Genomic DNA, 20,706 nt, shown 5'->3' with positions numbered 1-20,706 from the left:
AATCCTTTTGTACTTTACCATATACCCAGTACATAAGCAACTAATTAATACTATTTAATAATTATTATAATTTACGGAGGAACCCTTGTGAAGAAACAAAACATTTTTACCGGATTTTTATTGATCGGTATCGGCTGCTACTTTTTTCTCCAACAGTTCCAGATACCCTTTTTCACCGATTTTTATTCCTGGCCAACGTTGTTAATGATTATCGGTATTGTCTTCCTGTTTCATAGTTACTTTTCCAAGGAGTACAAAAATTTATTCCCGGGTACCCTTCTACTTGGTTTGGGTCTACACTTTTTCGGTTTGCATCATTATGGGTTCTGGATTGATCATTGGGGTGTTTACCCATTAATTATTGGCATTGCATTTCTTATTCGGTTTCAAAAAACAAAAACCGGATTGCTTCCCGGACTGCTATTACTGGGAATTGCTTTGTTCGCGATCTATTCGGTTAACAAACCCGGCTGGTTCAGCTGGATAAACGAAACGGCTTCTTTGCTGGAAAGCTTTTGGCCCCTCCTCTTGATTGCTGTCGGTGGTTACCTTGTTTACCGAAAAAAGTAGTATAACAAAAAGCGGAAGCAGTTTAAAGCTGCTTCCGCTTTTTTGTTACAAACTCTGTTCACGTACATAGTTATTTCCATTACAGCAAGTAAATTTTTACCAATATACTGGATGCTTGATTTCGAATCGGCAAAATACTCGACCATCCGTAGGATAAGCTTCAAGCATATATATCCTGCATAAACTTCCTTGCACCCTGGGAGGGCGCAGTATCCTGCTGCGAAGCTAGGCAGTAAGACGGGTAAGCGTATTTCTTACAAAAAACTTTGTAACACTTTCCAAGCTTCTTCTTTTCCCTCTGCCGTTTCTGCGGAAAAAGGAAGGACGATATCCTCGGCGTCAGCCTGCAGTGTTTTAATAACTCTTTGCAGATGTGCTGCCCTTTTGGTTTTCGAAATCTTGTCCAACTTCGTAGCGACTACGATGACAGGAAGATCGAAATGCTTCAAAAAGTCATACATCATGATATCGTCTTCTGTTGGTTGATGCCTGATATCTACTATAAGAACGGCAGCTTTCAGATTTTCCCGCTGCATAAAATATTCTTCCATCATCTTGCCCCATTTTTCCCGTTCCTTCTTGGAAACTTTGGCATAGCCATAACCGGGCACATCCACGAAGTAAAAACTCTGATTAATTTTATAAAAATTCAATGTCTGGGTTTTCCCCGGCTTGGAGGAGGTCCTGGCAAGGTTCTTACGGTTAATCATTTTGTTGATAAAAGAAGACTTGCCAACGTTTGACCTGCCCGCCAATGCTATTTCTGGTAGCATATCGCCTGGATATTGCTTTTTTGATACTGCACTAATTACGATTTCCGCCTCAGTTACTTTCATGTTTCTCCTCCACTAACGCATGTTCCAGCACTTCATCTAAATGCTCGACAGGGATAAATGTCAGCCCTTCTTTAACGCTCTCGGGAATGTCATCCAAATCGCGTTTGTTATCAGCCGGCATAATGATCGTTGTCAAACCCGCTCGATGGGCACTTAATGATTTTTCTTTTAAGCCACCGATTGGAAGCACTCTTCCCCTAAGTGTAATTTCCCCGGTCATGCCGACTTCACGCTTCACAGCACGACCAGTCAGTGCAGAAACCAGCGCAGTAGCCATGGTAATCCCGGCTGAAGGCCCATCCTTCGGTGTTGCCCCTTCCGGCACATGAATATGAATGTCATTTTTCTCATGAAATTCACGGTCTATTTTCAGTTCTTCGGCTCTGGAACGTATATAACTGAATGCCGCTTGAGCTGACTCCTTCATGACATCACCCAGTTTCCCGGTCAGTGTCAATTTTCCCTTACCCGGATATAACGTAACCTCAATCGACAGTGTATCTCCGCCAGCAGAGGTATAAGCAAGCCCGGTTGCGGCACCCACTTGGTTTTCCTCTTCCATTTTCCCATACCGGAAAAGTGGTTTGCCAAGCAATGATTCCAGCTGCTTATCAGTTACTACGACTCGTTTTTTATCTTCTGATACGATTATTTTTGCTGCTTTTCTGCACAAGGATGCAAGTTGCCTTTCAAGTCCCCGCACACCAGCTTCTCTTGTATAAGTACGGATCAGCTTAGTTAGTGCCTCATCTCGTACTTGCAGCTGCCCTTTGTTCAAACCATTTTCTTTTATTTGTTTTGGCAGGAGGTGTTCTTTTGCAATATGAAGTTTTTCCACTTCTGTATAACCTGCAATCGAGATGACTTCCATCCGGTCACGCAGCGGTCCAGGGATTGAAGCCAAATTATTTGCCGTTGCAATGAACATTACATTGGATAAATCATACGTTTCTTCAATGAAATGATCACTAAAATTACTGTTTTGCTCCGGATCTAATACTTCGAGCATAGCTGCCGAAGGATCCCCACGGAAATCACTTGCCATCTTATCGATTTCATCCAGTAAGAAAATCGGATTGACCGTTTTTGCCTTTTTCATCCCTTGGATGATTCTGCCGGGCATCGCACCGACGTAAGTCCGGCGATGGCCGCGGATTTCCGCTTCATCCCTGACTCCGCCTAAGGAGATTCTGACAAAATTCCGATTTATTGCCCGGGCAATGGACTTTGCCAATGAAGTCTTCCCTACGCCCGGAGGGCCAGCCAAACACAATATCGGTCCCTTGATTGTTTTAGTAAGCTGCTGAACCGCCAAATATTCCAAAACACGCTCTTTTACTTTCTCGAGCCCGTAATGATCTTCGTCCAAGATTTTTTCAGCATGGTTGACATCTAGGTTGTCCTCCGTTTTGTCGGTCCAGGGAATGGAGACCAGCCAATCGACATAGTTTCGGATAACCGAGCTCTCCGCCGAGCTTTGCGGGACCTTTTCGTAACGGTCCAGTTCTTTATAGGCAATTTCCTGGATTCTTTCCGGCATATCGGAAGCTTCGATTCTTTCCTTCAGCTGACTGACTTCGGAGGCTTTGCCATCCTTATCACCGAGCTCTGTCTGGATAGCTTTCATTTGCTCACGCAAGTAATATTCCTTTTGTGTCTTTTCCATCGACTTCTTGACACGTTGTCCAATTTTTTTCTCTAAATCGAGTACTTCACGCTCATTTGTGATCAACGAAATCAGACGGTTCAAGCGTTCTTTGACATTCTCTGTCTCCAACAGTTCCTGTTTGTCTTTGAGCTTTAAAGATAAGTGAGAAGTAATGATATCAGCAAGTCTGCCTGGTTCATCAATGTCTGTAACCGTAGCGAGGGTTTCCTGACTCACCTTCTTCGATATCTTTATGTATTGCTCGAACTGTTCGATTAGAGACCGCATCAGTGCTTCTTCTTCGTTGTTGTCTCCATGCACTTCTTCAAATTCCTGGACCTCGACGACAAATTGGTCATCTTCTTCAAGAAACTGAACAATTTCTCCGCGATACAATCCTTCCACCAGGACACGAATTGTACCATTGGGCAGTTTTAACATTTGCTTTACATTTGCCATCGTTCCCACTCTGTAAATATCATTTACAGCAGGCTCATCCACGACGCTTTCTTTTTGGGCAGCAAGAAAAATACTTTGATCTTCCATCATTGCTTTTTCCAATGCATTTATCGACTTTTCCCGCCCGACATCTAAGTGTAAAACCATTGCGGGGAAAACCAACAACCCGCGTAGCGGAAGGAGGGGGATTTGTACTTTATTTTCTTCAGTCACTCTTGGCACCTCCATATCTTCGCAAACCTGTCCCACGACATGCTTCCATTTCATTATTACTCCACTAATAAGGCTCTTTTATACCATTTAATAAAAAGTTCATCAAATCCAGCCTTTTACATGCATGCCGTTTGTTATCATTACCTGCCTTTTTCTTAACTGAAACCCCAGAATTTTCTTAGTAAATTCTTTTATCCATGTGTAAATCCCTTGTTATGACATAACAAGGGATTTACAACGTAAGGAAAATGCATGTCTGTTTTTAATGGGCTGGTGTCTTATCGTTTTATTAAGCACTTTCTTTCGGTGATTCTTTGTTTTCGTCTTTTACCGTACCATCACTTAACACTAACTTCGGACGTCCATTTTCCAATAGAACAGTGTCCTTGGTAATGATACACTTCTCAATATCATCCCTTGATGGCAACTCGAACATGACGTCAAGCATAATTCCTTCGATAATAGAACGCAGGCCACGTGCCCCTGTTTTTCGCTCAATTGCTTTTCGTGCAATTTCAACTAAGGCTTCTTCTTCCATTTCCAATTCCACATTATCAATTTGGAAGAGCTTTTGGTATTGTTTAACAAGCGCATTTTTTGGCTTTGTCAAAATTTCAACCAACGCTTCCTCATCCAATGGCTCCAGAGCACCGATAACCGGTAGTCGACCGATGAATTCAGGAATCAAACCGAAACGAAGCATGTCTTCTGGAAGAACTTTAGAAAGCAGTTCTGCTTTGGTTAAGTCTTGATTCTCTTCATCTGCGCCGAAACCAATCACTTTGTTGCCTAGACGGCGCTTAACGATTTGCTCAATCCCATCAAAAGCACCCCCGCAAATGAACAATACGTTAGTCGTATCAATTTGAATGAACTCTTGGTGTGGATGTTTTCTTCCGCCTTGCGGAGGTACGCTTGCAACAGTACCTTCAAGGATTTTTAGTAATGCCTGCTGTACCCCTTCACCGGATACATCACGAGTAATCGACGGATTTTCGGATTTTCTGGCCACTTTATCAATTTCGTCGATATAAATAATCCCTTTTTCGGCCTTTTCCACATCATAGTCAGCTGCCTGGATTAGTTTCAGCAAGATGTTTTCTACATCTTCACCTACATAACCAGCTTCCGTTAGGGAAGTGGCATCAGCAATCGCAAAAGGAACATTCAATATCCTTGCAAGCGTCTGTGCAAGCAATGTTTTCCCGCTCCCGGTCGGCCCAATCATCGCAATGTTACTTTTTGATAATTCAACATCATCGGAAGCAGTCTTACCCGAGTTGATTCGTTTGTAATGGTTATACACTGCTACTGATAAGTTCTTCTTGGCCTTTTCTTGGCCGATTACGTAATCATTAAGGATTTCACAAATCTCCTGTGGCTTCGGGATTTCTTTGAATTCCACTTCTTCTTCATTACCTAATTCTTCTTCCACTATTTCCGTGCAAAGTTCAATACATTCATCACATATATAAACGCCAGGGCCGGCAACTAATTTACGTACTTGATCTTGGCTTTTTCCGCAAAAAGAACATTTTAATTGGCCCTTTTCTTCATTAAATTTATACATCTAATTCACCCCTCAAGTAATAAGTATCTATTATGATATGAGAAATCATTTGAGTTTCAATCAAGTATTCCTTTCTTTAGCTCATAATATCAGATATACCGTTTTGAAAAAAGTAAAATACCTCAAATGGTCACATCTTATCTTCGCGAGCAAAAAACAATCTCATCAAAAGTCTTGCCATTAAACCGTTCGAATAAACTGCAACCTGTGAAGAACAGCAAACAGTTTTCACCAACAGTGTAAATCTTATTATGTAAGAAGATTCTAAAATGTCAACTAATATGTTATGTAAGTTTGTCTTCTATTTTATATTCACGTTCTCGATTTTATGTTATGAGTGACAACTTTTTTACTATTTCCTGCGGACTGCATTTTTAAACGAAATCCCTTTATAGAGAAAACAAGGCACGAACCAGAATCGCACCTTGTTTTTCAATTTTTATTTATTTTGTTTTGCTGTGCTCTACTAGGAAGTCGATTGCCTTTTTGAATTTAAGGTCTTCTTTGATGGCGTCCGTGTTTCCGCCAAGCATTTGTTTCAGCTGGTCTACTTCTGTTTGATACATAGAAGCCATCGACTCAAGCTCTTTATCGACATCTTCATCTGTAACTTCAACTTCTTCCTGATTAGCAATTGCGTCAAGAGTCAAGTTTGTTTTAACGCGCTTTTCAGCATCGTCTTTCATTTGCTCTTTCAAACCTGCTTCATCTGTACCGGAGAATTGATAGTACATATCCATGGACATTCCTTGCATTTGCAAGCGCTGTTCAAACTCTTTGACCATCCTGTCAAGTTCTGTATCTACCATTGCTTCCGGAATATCAACCTCTGCATTCTCGGATGCCTGTTCAATCAGAGATTCACGCTTTTTATTGTCAGCGTCCGTCTCTTTTTGTTCTTTAAGGCGATCTCTGGTTTTGTTGCGAAGCTCTTCCAGTGTTTCGACATCTTCGTCGACATCTTTTGCGAACTCATCGTCAAGTTCCGGCAATTCTTTCCCTTTGATTTCATGGATTTTGACTTTAAAGGTAGCTTCTTTACCGGCAAGCTCTTCTGCATGGTATTCTTCAGGGAAAGTCACCTGAACTTCTGTGTCTGCTCCCGTTTCTTTTCCAATCAATTGCTCTTCAAACCCAGGAATAAAAGAACCTGAACCGATTTCTAATTGATGGTTTTCCGCCTGTCCGCCTTCAAATGCTTCTCCATCAACGAAACCTTCAAAATCGATAACGACAGTGTCGCCTTCTTCAACTGTTCCTTCTTCTTTGACGACTAACTCCGCTTGATGTTCCTGCATATGAGAAAGCTCGTGCTCAACGTCCTCATCCGTTACTTCTGTCTCTTCTTCTTCTACTTCCAGGCCTTTGTATTCACCAAGCTTCACCTCAGGTTTAACCGTAACCTGTGCAGTGAAAACAAGCGGCTTGCCTTTTTCGATTTGCGTTACATCCACTTCCGGTTGGTCAACCGGCTCGATGCCAGTTTCTTCAACGGCGTTTGTGTATGCCTCAGGAAGAATGATATCGACCGCATCCTGGTATAGTGATTCTACACCAAAGCGCTGTTCAAATAGTCCTCTTGGCATTTTCCCTTTACGGAATCCAGGAACCTGTACTTGCTTAACCACTTTTTTAAAGGCTTGATCTAGTGCTTTGTCGAACTCTTCAGCATCAACTTCAATGGTTAATGTCCCTTGATTTCCTTCTTGTTTTTCCCATTTTGCTGACATGTAATTCCCTCCAACATCTATAAATTCAGTATGTCTTGTTTGACGTTCATTCGGTGTATAATAAAATCATACGAAGGCGGAACGCAATTGCAACCACCTTATTATAACATAAACAGACTTGCTTTCAACAATTAGAACAGACTGGAAATTTGTGAAACACCACTTAGATCTATATACACTATTCCTCAATGATTGAGAAATAACTTTTTTCATTTTGTGCTATTTCTTCCATATATGTATCAAGTTCCACATTTCCTGCCTGTTTTTTATATGTATGATACAGTTCTTCGAGCTGCAAATACTTCGCACCCATTATTTTAATGGCGTGGCTGACAGCGATTAGTTCTCCTTCCGCAGGCATAAACGGATACTTTACGTATAAATATCTGTACAGCAATTTTTCTAAAAGTTGATACAAAGTCGGATTATCCTGCTCCACTTCCCTTAAAAGAACCTTTATTTGCTTGGTGACAGGATGGTCTTCCACACTTTTCAAATCAGCAGGGTTTACTGATATCTCAGATCCCGCTTTTTTAATTACTACTTCCGTATCAACCTCCTGTTCAGCAAGCCACTCCATGATTGCCGTCTTTACTACAGAGTCTATCCTGTCGTCCTTCAGTAATTGTTTCAAATAGCGAAGGTAAGGAGCTGGTTTCAAATTAGCACTTTGTACGAGAATGCGCCATTGTCGCAATGGATCACCCTGTTTCACAGCTTTGCTTAGTTCATTGATGTGGTCGTTCGCCTCTTCTTCCATTTTATCCTGCAACAGCTTCCTGCTCATTTCTGCAAGTTGTTCAAGTTGAGAATTCATTGGCTCGGGAACTGTTTTACGGGCAAATACATCATCAATAATTTCAAGGAGCTGCTCATACTCGCTCATTTGAAACAGCAGCGTTACATAAATATGCAAGTACTCAAAAAAGTACTCATCTTCCAGCGAAACGAGATGGCGGCACAATGCTTCTGCTTCATCTGTTTCTCCGAGCTCCATCAAACAAATAATTTTCCCTGCAAAAATCTCATGGGAATAAATTTCATGATCAATCAGTTCATTTAACTTCTTCAGTGCATCCTCGTACCGTTTCTCTTTCAATGCCTGCAAACTTTCTTCTTCTAATGCATCCTTCCACTTCGGAAAGATAATTACCTTATCCTGCTTTGTATTCATCCGCATCCTTCCTTACCTGTTGTATATATGTATAATCATTATCTTATCTGTACCCTAAAACGGTTGATTGAAAACTAATAACGAAAAATAATTCAATAAATAGAAATTCAGCATCCGCTTGTCAGAAGCGAATGCCGAATTAATTCATCTTACTCTACTAAGAAAAGTCACCTATTGTGAAAAAGGGTTCAACTGGAAAGTTGAACCCTTAATGATAACGTCCCAGGAGAGATTCGAACTCCCGACCCACAGCTTAGAAGGCTGTTGCTCTATCCTGCTGAGCTACTGGGACATGAAAATAGTATATAAGATAAACTAGATTATGTATGGAGCGGGTGAAGGGAATCGAACCCTCATCATCAGCTTGGAAGGCTGAGGTTTTACCACTAAACTACACCCGCACAATCACTCTGCACTTTTTTACTAGCCTGTTAATATGCTTTGTCTTTAACGGACAAGATTCATTATATTAACTATCAACTCACTTGTCAACCGCATTTTAAATTTTTCCATTAATTTTTGTCGGAGGGACTGACTGTAAACGGACTCTCCTTGCCAAATCGACCGTTTACAGCCTTCCATCAATTTAACGATGTTTGATAAACTAGCCCTTCGACTGTTTTCCCGTCCAAATCCTTAAATTCGACAGTAATGTTACCCTTATCTTCCCAGCTCAAAATAGCGTAGGTATGCTCCCTTCGGCCGCGCGGCAATCTGATGCTGCCTGGATTAATAAACAACTGATTATCAACCCGCTCCGCACCTGCCATATGAGTGTGACCGAAGCATACCACTTGCGCACCAACTTCTTCTGCACGATAGGATAAAGGCATCAACGTGCTTTTCACTTGATGCATATGACCATGGGCTACATAAAAATCAAGGCTTCCTACAGAAAAATAAGATTCATCAGGTAAACGGCTATCCAAATCGCAATTCCCGGCCACTTTCATAAATTGCTCTAGCTCAGGAGCGTCCGCGTCCAGTTCAGAATCACCGCAGTGGATGAACTGATCTACCTCCTCCATATGTCGATCGCGGATTTCCGCAACTTCTTCTGTCCACCCATGGCTGTCGCTCATGATTAAAACTTTTGGCATGACAGCTTCTCTCCCTTTTAAAGATCTTGCAGCCACTTTTCCAGTTGCACAATTGCGTTCTTTCGGTGACTGATTTGATTTTTTTCTTCCGAAGACAGCTCGGCCATCGTTTTTATTAGTCCGTTAGGATAGAAAACAGGATCATAACCAAATCCATTTTCTCCTATGGGGTGGTTGGCGATCCTTCCCTCACACGAACCTCTTTTGAAAATGGTCGGTTGCCCCGGTCTTGCAACCGCCAATACACAAACAAACCTCGCTGTACGCTCTTCTTCGGGGACACCTTTAAGTTCTTCCAAAAGCTTGGCGATGTTAGCCTGATCGCTTTTTTCTAAGCCAGCAAAACGCGCTGAATAAATACCCGGCCTGCCGCCCAAGGCATCCACTTCCAGACCTGAGTCATCTGCCAACACTGGAAGGGAAAATCTTTCTGCAATGGTTTCAGCTTTTAAGGCAGCATTTTCCTCAAAAGTTTTACCGGTTTCTTCTATATCCGGAATATTTTCTTCCAAATCTAGCAAAGATTTAATCGTAATATCGTATTTTGAAAATAAATTTCGAAAATCTTTTACTTTTCCTTTGTTTTTTGTTGCTATAATCAATTGCTCCATGACCATTCTCCCTACTGCTTATTCGTTTTCTGCACTCCCACCAATTAAGCCTGCCCATTTTCCGAGCGCTTGTTTTTGAAGGGTGAAAATGTCCTGCAACCCTTCATTAGCAAGGCCGAGCATCGTTTGTAGCTGTTCCATTGAAAAGGTCGCTTCTTCTCCTGTACCTTGAATTTCCACAAATTCCCCAGATCCAGTCATGACAATGTTCATATCGACGTGCGCCTGGGAATCTTCTTCATATTGTAAATCCAAAATTTCTGTTCCATCAGGGAGAACCCCTACGGAGGTAGCCCCCAGAAAGTCTGTTACCGGCATCTGTTTAAGTACGTTTTTTTCCAAAAGACTTGCGAATGCTAGCACTACCGCGACAAAAGCACCGGTTATAGAAGCCGTTCTGGTTCCACCATCTGCCTGGATTACGTCACAGTCAACCCAGACCGTCCGCTCCCCGATTTTTTCCAAGTCTACGACGGCACGGAGTGAACGACCAATCAAACGTTGGATTTCCATTGTTCTTCCTGACACTTTCCCTTTTGAGGATTCCCGGATATTACGCTGCTCGGTAGCCCTTGGCAGCATGGCGTATTCTGCAGTAATCCATCCTTTTCCTGAACCTCTCATGAAAGGAGGAACCCTGTCCTCTATACTTGCATTGCAGATCACTTTTGTGTCTCCTACCGTTATAAGGACTGAACCTTCTGGGTGCTTAACATAATTTACTTCCATATGTATAGGTCTTAATTGATTGACTTTTCTATCGTTGTTTCTCATCGTAAGAATCCTCCTTCTAATCACTTATTAATCGTAACATATTTTTGCCAATTTATATAAGTTCATACTCCACCTTCTGAATACGAAAAGCTAAGACACCTTTTTCATTCTCGAAAAAACTTAGGAGCTTGAATGATAATCGATAGTAAAATTGCAAAACCTAATAATTCGGATTACATGAAAAAGGAGCCAGTAGCCCGGCTCCCATCCATGGTTTACAAATTGCCCGTTGGCACGAACATGCTTTTTGTCACTGGTTCCGTGTAAGCTGTTCCTGCTTCATTATAAATTTCCTCCACGTCTGCTACATTTACGTCCACAGCCTCCACACCAGGTTGATCAGTTAATGTCAGCACCAATGTTTCCATGACTTCATCTGAAATAGAGGCGTTCTCCACGCTATCCAATATATTTTCATTAAAATCAAGCGTCAGTACGCCATCTTTCATTGTCGGTTCTGCCGTCAGGCTCGTACCTGCATTGAAAACATTCAACAAATTCAAATCCAGGGAAGGACCTTCAACCAAAGCTTGTACGATAGAGGCCATATCCTCTGCGTCCTTGGTTTCAACATGCTGGGTGACTGGTACGTGGTAAACTTGTTCGCCTTGCTGAGCTGGATAGTAAAGCGTCACCGCTTTACTATCCAGTAAATCTACATTGTCCCCATTGTATATATTGATGCCATTGGCCCTGGAGACGCCTTGGCCAATCGGCGTTCCACTTACTGGCATTTCCTCTTTTGCTTCCCCGTTTATTTGCAATTTTACCTTGTCGACGTTTTCAAATTGGGTCAACGTATAGGTCATGGATTGTAAGATTTTTTGTTCATCTTCTGCCTGATATTCGGCAAACTCCTCTGATACATCCACTGTCAGGATACCGTCCTTAAGATTCAGACTGTTGATTGTTGTTCCTGCCGGCAATACTGCTTCAAAACCATCTGGAAGCAGTTCTGTGACCGGTCCGTCTTTCACCAAATATTCCAGCGCCTGTTTCGCTACCTCTTTCGATTCCATTTGTGGTAATTCCAACGTTTGCGGTACTACCATTCCATTAGCATCCAACAAATACAATTGCCGCTCGACAGTGGTCGGTTCCGCTTCTTCAGCATCTGTTCCCGACTCTTCCGTCTCCTGGCTGTCCCCTTCTGCTTGTTGCTCATCCTCTTCTGTCATTTCATCCAAGTTATCTGTAAGGGATGCTTCTTCTGGAGGATTATCCATTTCCTTCAAAGATTGCTCTCCCTGAAATACCCCGCAACCTGTTAACCCGAAGGCTGCACTTACGATGCCCACAGTAATGATCAATGCCCGCTTCCTCATGCTTTCCCCTCCTACGATGGTTTGTACTATTATATATACGGCTTGTAAGAAAAATTAGACCAAGCATTGAAAATTTAGTTTGTAATATTAGTTAAAAACATACAAGGAAAGGAGAAAAGAGAATGGGTTCCATAAGAAAAACCGGACATAACACGTCCGGTTTTCCCTCTATCTTCGTAAGGAACCACACCAATCCAAACTCCTTAAGAAAAGCAATTGTCCGTTATAATAAGTAGCTTCCCATATCTCCACCTAGAAAAAAGAGCAGTTAGAAACTGTGAGAAAAAATTCGATTAGCATTTTAAGTTCTTTCGGTTTTTGCCTTGGCCCCATGATTTTGTCCGGCCCCAGCCAGACTCCTGGAGGAAGAGCGCCAGCTGGAGGTTGCTCGGTAAAACGGTTTCCATTATCAAATTAGCTAGCTTCAGACTGTAAGTGATACATTGGCTATTTCCATTACCGGCTGATCAAGCCAGGACTTAGCGATGCTTTCAAACACTGTAAGTTTTCCAGTTGTGTATAATTTATGCTGCGGCTTTCGATCCCCATTAAACAGCTTGCTTTGATATTCCAGGATAGTACTGACTTCTCTGGCTGTTTCTTCACCTGAAGATATGATTGTCACTTTGTCACCGATAACTTTCTGTATCACTTCCCGAAGAAGGGGATAGTGTGTGCATCCCAATATCAGCGTGTCGATATGATTGCTCTCCTTCATAGGAATCAGTGTTTCGGCAACAATCCGATACGTTTCCTCTCCCGATAATTTTCCCTGTTCCACTATTGGAACAAAACGAGGACAAGCAAGTGCATTGATATGAATTTCCTCATTAATATTTTTCAGCGCAGTAGGATATGCTTGGCTTTTTATAGTTCCTTCCGTTCCAATGACACCTATGTGAAGATTTTCCGTCGATTTTATTGCAGCCCTTGCTCCTGGTTGAATAACACCGATGACCGGGATGGGAAGTTCTTTCTGCAACAGCTCAAGTGTGAAGGCTGTGGCTGTATTGCATGCAATAACCAACATTTTTATCCTTTTTCCCATTAAAAAATTCACCAATTCTTTAGTGAATTGAACGACTTCTTGTTCTGGACGCGGCCCATAAGGACAACGGAGGGTATCTCCTAAGTAAATCAATTCCTCCCGCGGCAGTTGACGCATCAATTCCCGCGCAACTGTCAATCCGCCGACGCCGGAGTCTATTACACCTATTGGTTGATCCACCATTCTCGCTCCTTTTCTTATTTTGTGCTGACTTTTTCCATCTGTATATGGAGCAGGTTTAATATTCGTTCCAGTGTATCAACCTCTAATTCCGAAACATTTTCTAATACCTCTCCCAAATATTCCTGGCGTTTTCGTATTACTTCTTTTATAATGCTTTTTCCTTTATCAAGTAAATGGATGCGTACAACCCGTCGATCTTTGGAATCCTTTCTTCTCTCGACAAGTTGATTTTTTTCCATTCTGTCTACTAGATCCGTAGTGGTACTGAAAGCCAGATTAATTTTATTGGACAGCTCGCCAATGGTCAAGTCCCCACTTTCATCCAACCATTGTAACGCGACAAACTGAGGAGCGGTGATCGGGTAATTCGTCAAGATTTCTCTGCCTTTTTGTTTAATAATGGCTGCTATATACCGTAATTTCTTTTCAATTTCTGCGATTGTTGTTTCTTCTGAAGTGTTATGCAACTGATAGCCCCCTTTCGGCAGGACACTTATATAAAATGTAATAATAAATCCGTGAAAGTGCAAGAACTTCTTAATCTCGGACAAAACCAGTTTTTAATTCATCAGCTATTGCTCGATGTAATTGCTGCCCAGCCAATATATATAACGAGTCACCCTCCTGAATAACTGTATTTCCACTGGGAGTGATCACCTGACCATAGCGAACCACCGCATTGATCAACGTATTTTTGGAAAGGTTGGTATCTTTGAGCTTTTTCCCATTTATCCAATCCTGTTTTTCAACTTTATATTGTACTATGTCTAGGTTCTTTTGACCAAGGGTGAGAATTTGGAGCTGTTCCAGATCATGCGGTTTGGGCGGGTTGACCAGACCCAGTTTTGTTGCTGCATAAGGAATCGTGGAACCTTGAAGGAGCGCCGAAGTTAACACAATAAAGAAAACAGCATTAAAAAACAATTGGCTGTTTTCCATCTCGGCAAGCATGGGGAATAAAGCCAAAATAATCGGTACAGCTCCCCTCAAACCAGCCCATGATAAAAAAGTCTTCTCTTTAACGCTGTAACTCCAGGGAAACAGCGAAATCCAAGTCGCGATCGGCCTTGCGACCAAAATCAATATTCCGGATAATAAAAGTCCATGGAAAATAATCCAATCGGAAAACAATCTGGAAGGGAACACAAATAGCCCCAGAATGATGAACATCAATATTTGGGCCATCCAGCTAAAACCTTCATTGAACTTGTGGATCGACTCCCGAAACGATAAATCCAGGTTTCCAACTACCAGTGCAGTTACATATACAGCAAAAAATCCACTGGCGTTCACCAAGGATGTAATGCTATACGAAAAAAAAGCAAATGCCAATCCAAACAAGGGATACAGACCACCAGACGATAACCTTATTTTGTTAAGGGAAACACTTGCCATTTTTCCGATAAGAAGTCCCAGCATCAATCCCCCTGCCATTTGCCAGAAGAATTGCAGTACCAGAGACAATATGCCCGACCGATCTGTAGTGATCAATTCTATGAAGGAGATGGTCAAAAAGAAAGCCATCGGATCATTCGTGCCGGACTCCCCTTCAAGTGTTGCTTCTATTTTGTCATCGATGTTCTTATCCTTTAAGACAGCAAATACTGCTGCCGCATCTGTGGAACCGACGAGAGAACCAAGCAAAAATGACTCAAGCCAGCTGAAATCAAAAACCCATTTAGCACTGATTCCTACAATGGCAGTAGTTATCAGCACACCGATTGTCGCCAACGAAACGGAAGGAAGAGCGACTGGTTTAATCGTCCTCCAATGTGTTTGGATTCCCCCCTCATACAAAATGACGACAAGCGAAAAAACGCCGATGGCTTCGGCTATTTGCACGTTATTAAAATATAACAACCCAAGACCATCGGAACCAACCACCATTCCCGCTATGATAAACAGGACGAGTGATGGAAGACCGAACCGATCTGACAACCTGGTTATCAAAATACTGAATAATAGCAATAGCGAAGTTAATAAAATGATTTTATCTGATTCAACAACCTCTTGTATCACAAATTTCCCTCCCGCGTCGACAAATACAGCAATTTTTGAAACTGTTATGCCTAAACACATACCCGTTTTTTCTTTGCCTGTATCATGGTTTCTGCAGTTTGCAGACATAATCGCCGTGAAAGGAGCGCAATCCCATTAAATAAAACATTAAAAAAACCGACCTTCTTAAAGAAAGTCGGTTTCTTACTAGAGCTTTAGTTCCCCCATACGAAGGAGCTCTACGACTGCTTGTGAACGCCCCTTGACACCTAGTTTTTGCATAGCATTTGATATGTGATTCCGAACAGTCTTTTGTGAAATAAACAGTTCCTGGGCTATTTCTTTTGTTGTTTTGTCCTGTACTAGAAGTTCAAATACTTCTTTCTCACGTTTGGTCAATAGTTGCTTCGGCTTGTAGTCACTATCATTCAAGTGTTAACCCCTCCTTGCTGTCTTTAAAGCCACATGGTGAAGGGTGTTTATTTAGTCAATGTATTTTATGTGAAAGTTGAATAACCCGTGAATTAGTTTTGCGTAAATATGCGATTAATTTTGCGAATAAGGAAAGGTGTCACGGTTCGGCAGTGAGCCGTTTCCTCTCCTCTTCGGAGAATGGGGCCGGCTTACCTGTGTGAACGTTTATTTGGACCAGCCTTCCTCTTCCTGTAATGCATACCTCATCCTTTTGATTCACCCCTAAATAATGTATGTCGATGGATGTGTTACCGATGTGGTTCGCTTTGACAAATAATTTTATCTGGTCATTGAAATACATTTGCCGATGATAGTCACACTGCAAATCCGCTACAATCGGAATTGTATCTGCTTGCTCCATATCCGTCCGGAAAAGTCCAACTTCTTTTAAGAAAGCAATACGCGCCTCTTCAAAATAAATAAATGGAGAGACATTATTTACATGGCCAAACATATCCGTCTCCGAGAAACGGACGTTGACCGGAATAAAAAACGAAAATGATTCTTTCCAAGTATCAAAATCTTCTATGTAATTAACCGCTTTCATTTTTGACCGCCTTCCAAGAGTAATTGAATGAATTAATGGTGATAAAGAAGCCCTTACCCAAAAGGGTAAAGGCCGTTTTGTTAAGACAATTTCCCTGTTAATTAATAGACATGGTCACTGCCAAAGAAGTTCTTAAATGCTTGTATATTGGTATCTCTGTTCATCGCTGCTATGGAAGTCGTCAATGGAATGCCCTTCGGACAGACCTGGACACAGTTCTGTGAGTTTCCACATCCATGGATCCCGCCGTCTTCCATTAAAGCTTCCAAACGTTCGCCTTTGTTCATTTGGCCGGTTGGATGCGCATTGAACAGACGCACTTGAGACAATGCAGCTGGTCCGATAAAGTCAGAATTACTGTTTACGTTCGGGCAAGCTTCCAAACAAACGCCGCAAGTCATACATTTTGATAATTCATAAGCCCATTGCCGTTTCTTTTCCGGCATACGTGGTCCTGGTCCTAAGTCATACGTTCCATCGATCGGGATCCAGGCCTTTACCTTTTTAAGTGAATCAAACATTCTGCTTCTGTCTACTGCCAAATCCCTGACTACAGGGAAAGTAGACATGGGTTCCAGCCGGATAGGCTGTTCAAGCTGGTCGATAAGTGTGGCACAAGATTGTTTTGCTTGTCCGTTGATTACCATCGAACATGCACCACAAACTTCCTCCAGGCAATTCATTTCCCAAAAAACCGGAGTAGTATTTTCCCCGTTGGCATTGACAGGATTTCTGCGAATTTCCATCAATGCGGATATCACATTCATATTCTCTCTGTAAGGTACTTTAAAGGTTTCCTCATAGGGAGAAGAGTCTGGACTGTCCTGTCTTGTAATAATCAAAGTTATCGTTTTATCAGCCATGATTAACTTGCCCCCCCTTTATTTTTTCTTACTATAGTCGCGTTTTCTTGGTTTTATCAATGACACGTCGACATCTTCATATTCGAAAACCGGTTCATTGTTAACCGCATCATACGATGCCTTGGTCGTTTTCAACCATTCCTCGTCGTTACGCTCCGGAAATTCCGGTTTGTAATGGGCACCACGGCTTTCATTCCGGTTATATGCCCCGATGGTAATGACCCTGGCTAGCTGTAGCATGTTCTTAAGTTGCCGGGTGAACATGACACCTTGATTGCTCCAACGGGAAGTATCATTGATATTGATGTTCTCCCAACGCTCCATCAATTCTTTGATTTTTTCATCTGTTTTCATCAGTTTTTCATTGTCCCGTACAACGGTCACGTTATCGGTCATCCATTCTCCAAGCTCCCGATGAATCTGATAAGCATTCTCCTCTCCGTTCATGCTCATCAACTGTTCAAAGGTTTCCTGCTCCTCTTTCAGCTTTTCATCATAAAGAGAGGACGGAATATCTTCTGTCGTTTTCTCCAGCCCCTCGATATATTTAATGGCATTCGGACCAGCTACCATGCCGCCAAAAATAGAAGACAGCAGGGAGTTAGCTCCCAAGCGGTTTCCGCCATGCTGAGAGTAATCACACTCGCCGGCAGCAAAGATTCCAGGAATATTGGTCATCTGATTGTAATCGACCCAAAGGCCGCCCATTGAGTAATGGACTGCAGGGAAAATTTTCATCGGTACTTTACGCGGATCTTCACCGACGAATTTTTCATAGATTTCGATAATTCCGCCCAATTTAACATCCAGCTCTTTCGGATCTTTGTGAGAAAGATCCAGGTAAACCATGTTTTCCCCATTGATACCAAGCTTCTGGTTAACACAAACATCAAAGATTTCACGTGTTGCGATATCACGAGGTACAAGGTTTCCATATGCCGGATATTTTTCTTCAAGGAAATACCATGGTTCCCCATCTTTATAAGTCCAGACCCTTCCGCCTTCTCCGCGGGCAGACTCACTCATCAAGCGGAGTTTATCATCTCCGGGAATAGCCGTCGGATGAATTTGGATGAATTCCCCGTTTGCATAGATGGCACCTTGCTGATAAAGCGCACCAGCAGCCGAACCAGTATTGATGACCGAGTTAGTCGATTTACCGAATATGATTCCCGGACCGCCGGTTGCCAGAATTACTGCATCTGCTTTATATACCTTGATGTCATGGCTCTGAATATGCTGGGCCACTATTCCACGGCCTACGCCCTCTTCATCTATTACCGCAGAAACAAATTCCCAGTTTTCATACTTGGTAACCAACCCTTCGACTTCAAAGCGGCGAACTTGTTCATCCAATGCATAAAGGAGTTGCTGTCCGGTTGTAGCCCCGGCATATGCTGTCCGATGATGCTGCGTCCCGCCAAAACGACGAAAATCCAAAAGCCCTTCCGGTGTTCTGTTGAACATTACGCCCATCCGATCGAGCATATGGATAATGCTTGGCGCCGCATCGCACATTGCTTTAACAGGAGGTTGGTTGGCAAGGAAATCTCCTCCGTAAACGGTATCGTCAAAGTGTTCCCATGGAGAGTCGCCTTCTCCTTTCGTATTAACCGCTCCGTTAATACCTCCTTGCGCACAAACAGAGTGAGAACGTTTTACTGGTACGAGGGACAGCAAATCGACGTGAACCCCTGCTTCTGCTGCCTTTATTGTCGCCATTAAGCCGGCCAGACCGCCACCAACGACGACGACGTTAAGATTACTCATTTTTTGCTCACTCCCCTATATTCACTAAATACTCTTTTTTCTGTTTACATTTAAGCTCCGTATGCAAAAGCAAAAATTGCTCTTACACCTATATAGGTCACAATAAGAAAAACGACCAGCGTTGCGTATGTAGCCACTCGTTGAGATCGTGGTGTAATTGTGAATCCCCATGTAACCAGGAAGCTCCATAGACCATTTGCAAAATGAAATGTAGTTGAAACGACTCCAATGATATAGAACCAGAACATAAACGGCTGTGTCAGGATGTTCTCCATTAAGCTGTAATTAAGTTCCGCGTTCCCAAGGCCAATAGCAATCCGCGTTTCCCATACGTGCCAAGCAATAAAGATAAGCGTAATGATACCGGAAACCCGTTGCAGTGTGAACATGATATTCCGGAAGAAGCTGTAACGCCTATTGTTGTACTTGACTGTAAAAACAATATAAACACCTAAAATTGCATGGAACAGAATTGGAATGTAAATCACCACAAACTCGAGCACAATCCTGAACGGCAAGTCATGAATAAAACCGGCCGCTTGTTCAAAACTTTCTCTTCCATACACGGCAAAATGATTGACCAGCAGATGCTGTATCAAAAACACACCGATTGGAATTACTCCTAAAAGTGAATGTAGTCTGCGATAGAAAAAATCGCGATTCTCCGCCATGTGTACCCCCCTCACCAAAAGTTCCTCTTGATATGATCTGTGCACCCTTCTTGTTAAAGCGCTTTACTTTCCAGTAAAATGGAAAATCAAACGCGTGAGATTTCCTCGAAAAATGCACATTTTTGTGACACACTTATTGTACTTCTATCCTAGTGGAGCGTCAAGAAAACGATTCACAAAATCCTCCAGCGGGTAAGGAATTAATAGCCCGTTTTTTTCTAGTACGGGTTGCATGAATAACAAAAACGGGTAATAATAGTTTGGTAGGAAAGGAATGAATGATATGGGGAAAAACAGACAGCTTACCGACGAAACAACCCTTGATTTTTTACATACATCCGGAGCCGGATATGATATATTACGGTACATTTGCCTGCCGGACTTACTTGGAAAGGAAGCCCAGCCCATTCTTTATATTATGGGTAAAAACCTGGCAAGAAAGATGCAAGTTGGCAGCATGGAGGATATCATCTCTTTTTTTGAAAAACTAGGTTGGGGAAACTTACAATTAATAAAAGAAAAGCGACGGGAGATGATTTGGGAATTGACTGCAGAGCAAATTAACACTCGTCAACAAGCACACCTCCCCGAAGTCGAATATCGTTTGGAAGCCGGATTTCTTGCAGAGTCTATTCAACAAATCAAAGGACTTCCCTGTGAAGGGGTTGAAGAAATCAAGCCAAAAAACAATAGCGTTCAATTCAGTATTGTCTACACGAAATGACTATGCTAAAAGCGAAAGGCTGCTTCCATATAAGCATGAAGCCTCGACTAGAATAGACGTTCACAGAGCTCCCTTTTACTTATTAAGGACTCCTTGAAATATAGGCCCGTTTTCTGTGTGTAGTGAGTCACCGCCGATTCGTTTCTTAGCGCCAGAAGTAAAGAACACTTCTTCGAGTCTCTTCGGAAGTGGAAAGTACTTATAGTGGCCTATGCATTATGTCTTCGGTTGATCAATTCCTAAAAGCAGGAACAGAAAATTCTCCTTTTGTGTACTTCTTATAGGAGAAATTTATTACCAAGCGGAAGTCAAGATGAGAAAGAAACGAAGTACTACCATTATTGCGACCGTAGCCATCCGAAGAGCGAGATGGTCTCTGCGAAAAGAAGATTTTGACGTAAAATCGACCTAACATTCT

General features: G+C 42.2%; 19 protein-coding genes and 2 tRNA genes. 2 read left to right on the top strand and 19 right to left on the bottom strand.

The window, feature by feature from the left end:
• Positions 1–87 precede the first annotated feature (87 nt).
• Positions 88–570 carry a LiaI-LiaF-like domain-containing protein gene (locus BLR82_RS18145; RefSeq protein WP_074600858.1) on the top strand — a complete coding sequence of 161 codons (483 nt, stop codon included), beginning with the start codon at positions 88–90 and terminating at the stop codon, positions 568–570.
• A 254-nt stretch (positions 571–824) separates the two neighbouring features.
• On the opposite strand, the gene yihA is transcribed toward BLR82_RS18145, so the two are convergent.
• The 19 genes from yihA to BLR82_RS18050 form a co-directional block, all read right to left on the bottom strand.
• Positions 825–1,406 (bottom strand): ribosome biogenesis GTP-binding protein YihA/YsxC, encoded by a 582-nt coding sequence (gene yihA / locus BLR82_RS18140; protein WP_074600857.1) that lies wholly within the window; start codon positions 1,404–1,406, stop codon positions 825–827.
• The gene (gene lon / locus BLR82_RS18135) at positions 1,393–3,741 is read right to left on the bottom strand and encodes an endopeptidase La (protein WP_425440913.1); all 2,349 of its coding nucleotides are present in this window, start codon (positions 3,739–3,741) and stop codon (positions 1,393–1,395) included. Before lon ends, yihA begins: the two co-directional genes overlap by 14 nt.
• 274 nt (positions 3,742–4,015) lie before the next feature.
• On the bottom strand, positions 4,016–5,296 hold the full coding sequence (gene clpX, locus BLR82_RS18130) for an ATP-dependent protease ATP-binding subunit ClpX (protein ID WP_074600856.1): 1,281 nt from the start codon (positions 5,294–5,296) through the stop codon (positions 4,016–4,018).
• A 443-nt stretch (positions 5,297–5,739) separates the two neighbouring features.
• Complete coding sequence (gene tig, locus BLR82_RS18125; protein WP_074600855.1) at positions 5,740–7,026, bottom strand: trigger factor; 1,287 nt, start codon at positions 7,024–7,026, stop codon at positions 5,740–5,742.
• A gap of 178 nt (positions 7,027–7,204) precedes the next feature.
• Positions 7,205–8,200, bottom strand: a complete 996-nt coding sequence (locus tag BLR82_RS18120) for a hypothetical protein (RefSeq protein ID WP_074600854.1) — start codon at positions 8,198–8,200, stop codon at positions 7,205–7,207.
• Between the two features lie 218 nt (positions 8,201–8,418).
• Positions 8,419–8,492 (bottom strand) — tRNA-Arg (locus tag BLR82_RS18115).
• A 35-nt stretch (positions 8,493–8,527) separates the two neighbouring features.
• Positions 8,528–8,601: transfer RNA gene (locus tag BLR82_RS18110), tRNA-Gly, on the bottom strand.
• Between the two features lie 180 nt (positions 8,602–8,781).
• Positions 8,782–9,300, bottom strand: a complete 519-nt coding sequence (locus BLR82_RS18105; protein WP_074600853.1) for a metallophosphoesterase family protein — start codon at positions 9,298–9,300, stop codon at positions 8,782–8,784.
• A 17-nt stretch (positions 9,301–9,317) separates the two neighbouring features.
• Positions 9,318–9,911 (bottom strand): XTP/dITP diphosphatase, encoded by a 594-nt coding sequence (locus BLR82_RS18100; RefSeq protein WP_074600852.1) that lies wholly within the window; start codon positions 9,909–9,911, stop codon positions 9,318–9,320.
• A gap of 18 nt (positions 9,912–9,929) precedes the next feature.
• Positions 9,930–10,685 carry a ribonuclease PH gene (gene rph, locus BLR82_RS18095; protein ID WP_074600851.1) on the bottom strand — a complete coding sequence of 252 codons (756 nt, stop codon included), beginning with the start codon at positions 10,683–10,685 and terminating at the stop codon, positions 9,930–9,932.
• A 215-nt stretch (positions 10,686–10,900) separates the two neighbouring features.
• Positions 10,901–12,010, bottom strand: a complete 1,110-nt coding sequence (locus BLR82_RS18090) for a GerMN domain-containing protein (RefSeq protein WP_074600850.1) — start codon at positions 12,008–12,010, stop codon at positions 10,901–10,903.
• A gap of 424 nt (positions 12,011–12,434) precedes the next feature.
• On the bottom strand, positions 12,435–13,238 hold the full coding sequence (gene racE, locus BLR82_RS18085) for a glutamate racemase (RefSeq protein WP_074600849.1): 804 nt from the start codon (positions 13,236–13,238) through the stop codon (positions 12,435–12,437).
• A 17-nt stretch (positions 13,239–13,255) separates the two neighbouring features.
• Positions 13,256–13,708, bottom strand: a complete 453-nt coding sequence (locus BLR82_RS18080; RefSeq protein ID WP_074600848.1) for a MarR family winged helix-turn-helix transcriptional regulator — start codon at positions 13,706–13,708, stop codon at positions 13,256–13,258.
• A gap of 70 nt (positions 13,709–13,778) precedes the next feature.
• Positions 13,779–15,260: a potassium/proton antiporter gene (locus BLR82_RS18075; protein ID WP_074600847.1), complete on the bottom strand. Its 1,482-nt coding sequence runs from the start codon at positions 15,258–15,260 to the stop codon at positions 13,779–13,781.
• Between the two features lie 186 nt (positions 15,261–15,446).
• Positions 15,447–15,671 carry a helix-turn-helix domain-containing protein gene (locus tag BLR82_RS18070; RefSeq protein WP_026569771.1) on the bottom strand — a complete coding sequence of 75 codons (225 nt, stop codon included), beginning with the start codon at positions 15,669–15,671 and terminating at the stop codon, positions 15,447–15,449.
• Positions 15,672–15,810: 139 nt separating this feature from the next.
• Entirely contained in the window at positions 15,811–16,260 is a 450-nt protein-coding gene (locus tag BLR82_RS18065) for an acyl-CoA thioesterase (protein ID WP_074600846.1), read from the bottom strand.
• 101 nt (positions 16,261–16,361) lie between these two features.
• The gene (sdhB, locus tag BLR82_RS18060; protein ID WP_026569769.1) at positions 16,362–17,123 is read right to left on the bottom strand and encodes a succinate dehydrogenase iron-sulfur subunit; all 762 of its coding nucleotides are present in this window, start codon (positions 17,121–17,123) and stop codon (positions 16,362–16,364) included.
• 18 nt (positions 17,124–17,141) lie between these two features.
• Positions 17,142–18,893, bottom strand: coding sequence for a succinate dehydrogenase flavoprotein subunit (gene sdhA, locus BLR82_RS18055; protein WP_074600845.1), 1,752 nt, complete (start codon positions 18,891–18,893; stop codon positions 17,142–17,144).
• A 50-nt stretch (positions 18,894–18,943) separates the two neighbouring features.
• Positions 18,944–19,564, bottom strand: coding sequence for a succinate dehydrogenase cytochrome b558 subunit (locus tag BLR82_RS18050; protein WP_074600844.1), 621 nt, complete (start codon positions 19,562–19,564; stop codon positions 18,944–18,946).
• Between the two features lie 283 nt (positions 19,565–19,847).
• Here BLR82_RS18050 and BLR82_RS18045 point away from each other — a divergent pair, with 283 nt between their 5' ends.
• Positions 19,848–20,288, top strand: coding sequence for a YslB family protein (locus tag BLR82_RS18045; protein WP_074600843.1), 441 nt, complete (start codon positions 19,848–19,850; stop codon positions 20,286–20,288).
• Positions 20,289–20,706: the final 418 nt, after the last annotated feature.

The organism is Sediminibacillus halophilus (assembly GCF_900103695.1).
GTDB lineage: Bacteria > Bacillota > Bacilli > Bacillales > Amphibacillaceae > Sediminibacillus > Sediminibacillus halophilus.
This window is presented reverse-complemented; position numbering and strand designations above follow the sequence as displayed.

Excerpts from the sequence above, each read along its gene's own strand:
- yihA (WP_074600857.1), bottom strand. The coding sequence starts at position 1,406 with ATGAAAGTAACTGAGGCGGAAATCGTAATTAGTGCAGTATCAAAAAAG.
- lon (WP_425440913.1), bottom strand. The coding sequence starts at position 3,741 with ATGGAGGTGCCAAGAGTGACTGAAGAAAATAAAGTACAAATCCCCCTC.
- clpX (WP_074600856.1), bottom strand. The coding sequence starts at position 5,296 with ATGTATAAATTTAATGAAGAAAAGGGCCAATTAAAATGTTCTTTTTGC.
- tig (WP_074600855.1), bottom strand. The coding sequence starts at position 7,026 with ATGTCAGCAAAATGGGAAAAACAAGAAGGAAATCAAGGGACATTAACC.
- BLR82_RS18120 (WP_074600854.1), bottom strand. The coding sequence starts at position 8,200 with ATGAATACAAAGCAGGATAAGGTAATTATCTTTCCGAAGTGGAAGGAT.
- BLR82_RS18105 (WP_074600853.1), bottom strand. The coding sequence starts at position 9,300 with ATGCCAAAAGTTTTAATCATGAGCGACAGCCATGGGTGGACAGAAGAA.
- BLR82_RS18100 (WP_074600852.1), bottom strand. The coding sequence starts at position 9,911 with ATGGAGCAATTGATTATAGCAACAAAAAACAAAGGAAAAGTAAAAGAT.
- rph (WP_074600851.1), bottom strand. The coding sequence starts at position 10,685 with ATGAGAAACAACGATAGAAAAGTCAATCAATTAAGACCTATACATATG.
- BLR82_RS18090 (WP_074600850.1), bottom strand. The coding sequence starts at position 12,010 with ATGAGGAAGCGGGCATTGATCATTACTGTGGGCATCGTAAGTGCAGCC.
- BLR82_RS18065 (WP_074600846.1), bottom strand. The coding sequence starts at position 16,260 with ATGAAAGCGGTTAATTACATAGAAGATTTTGATACTTGGAAAGAATCA.
- sdhB (WP_026569769.1), bottom strand. The coding sequence starts at position 17,123 with ATGGCTGATAAAACGATAACTTTGATTATTACAAGACAGGACAGTCCA.
- sdhA (WP_074600845.1), bottom strand. The coding sequence starts at position 18,893 with ATGAGTAATCTTAACGTCGTCGTCGTTGGTGGCGGTCTGGCCGGCTTA.
- BLR82_RS18050 (WP_074600844.1), bottom strand. The coding sequence starts at position 19,564 with ATGGCGGAGAATCGCGATTTTTTCTATCGCAGACTACATTCACTTTTA.
- BLR82_RS18045 (WP_074600843.1), top strand. The coding sequence starts at position 19,848 with ATGGGGAAAAACAGACAGCTTACCGACGAAACAACCCTTGATTTTTTA.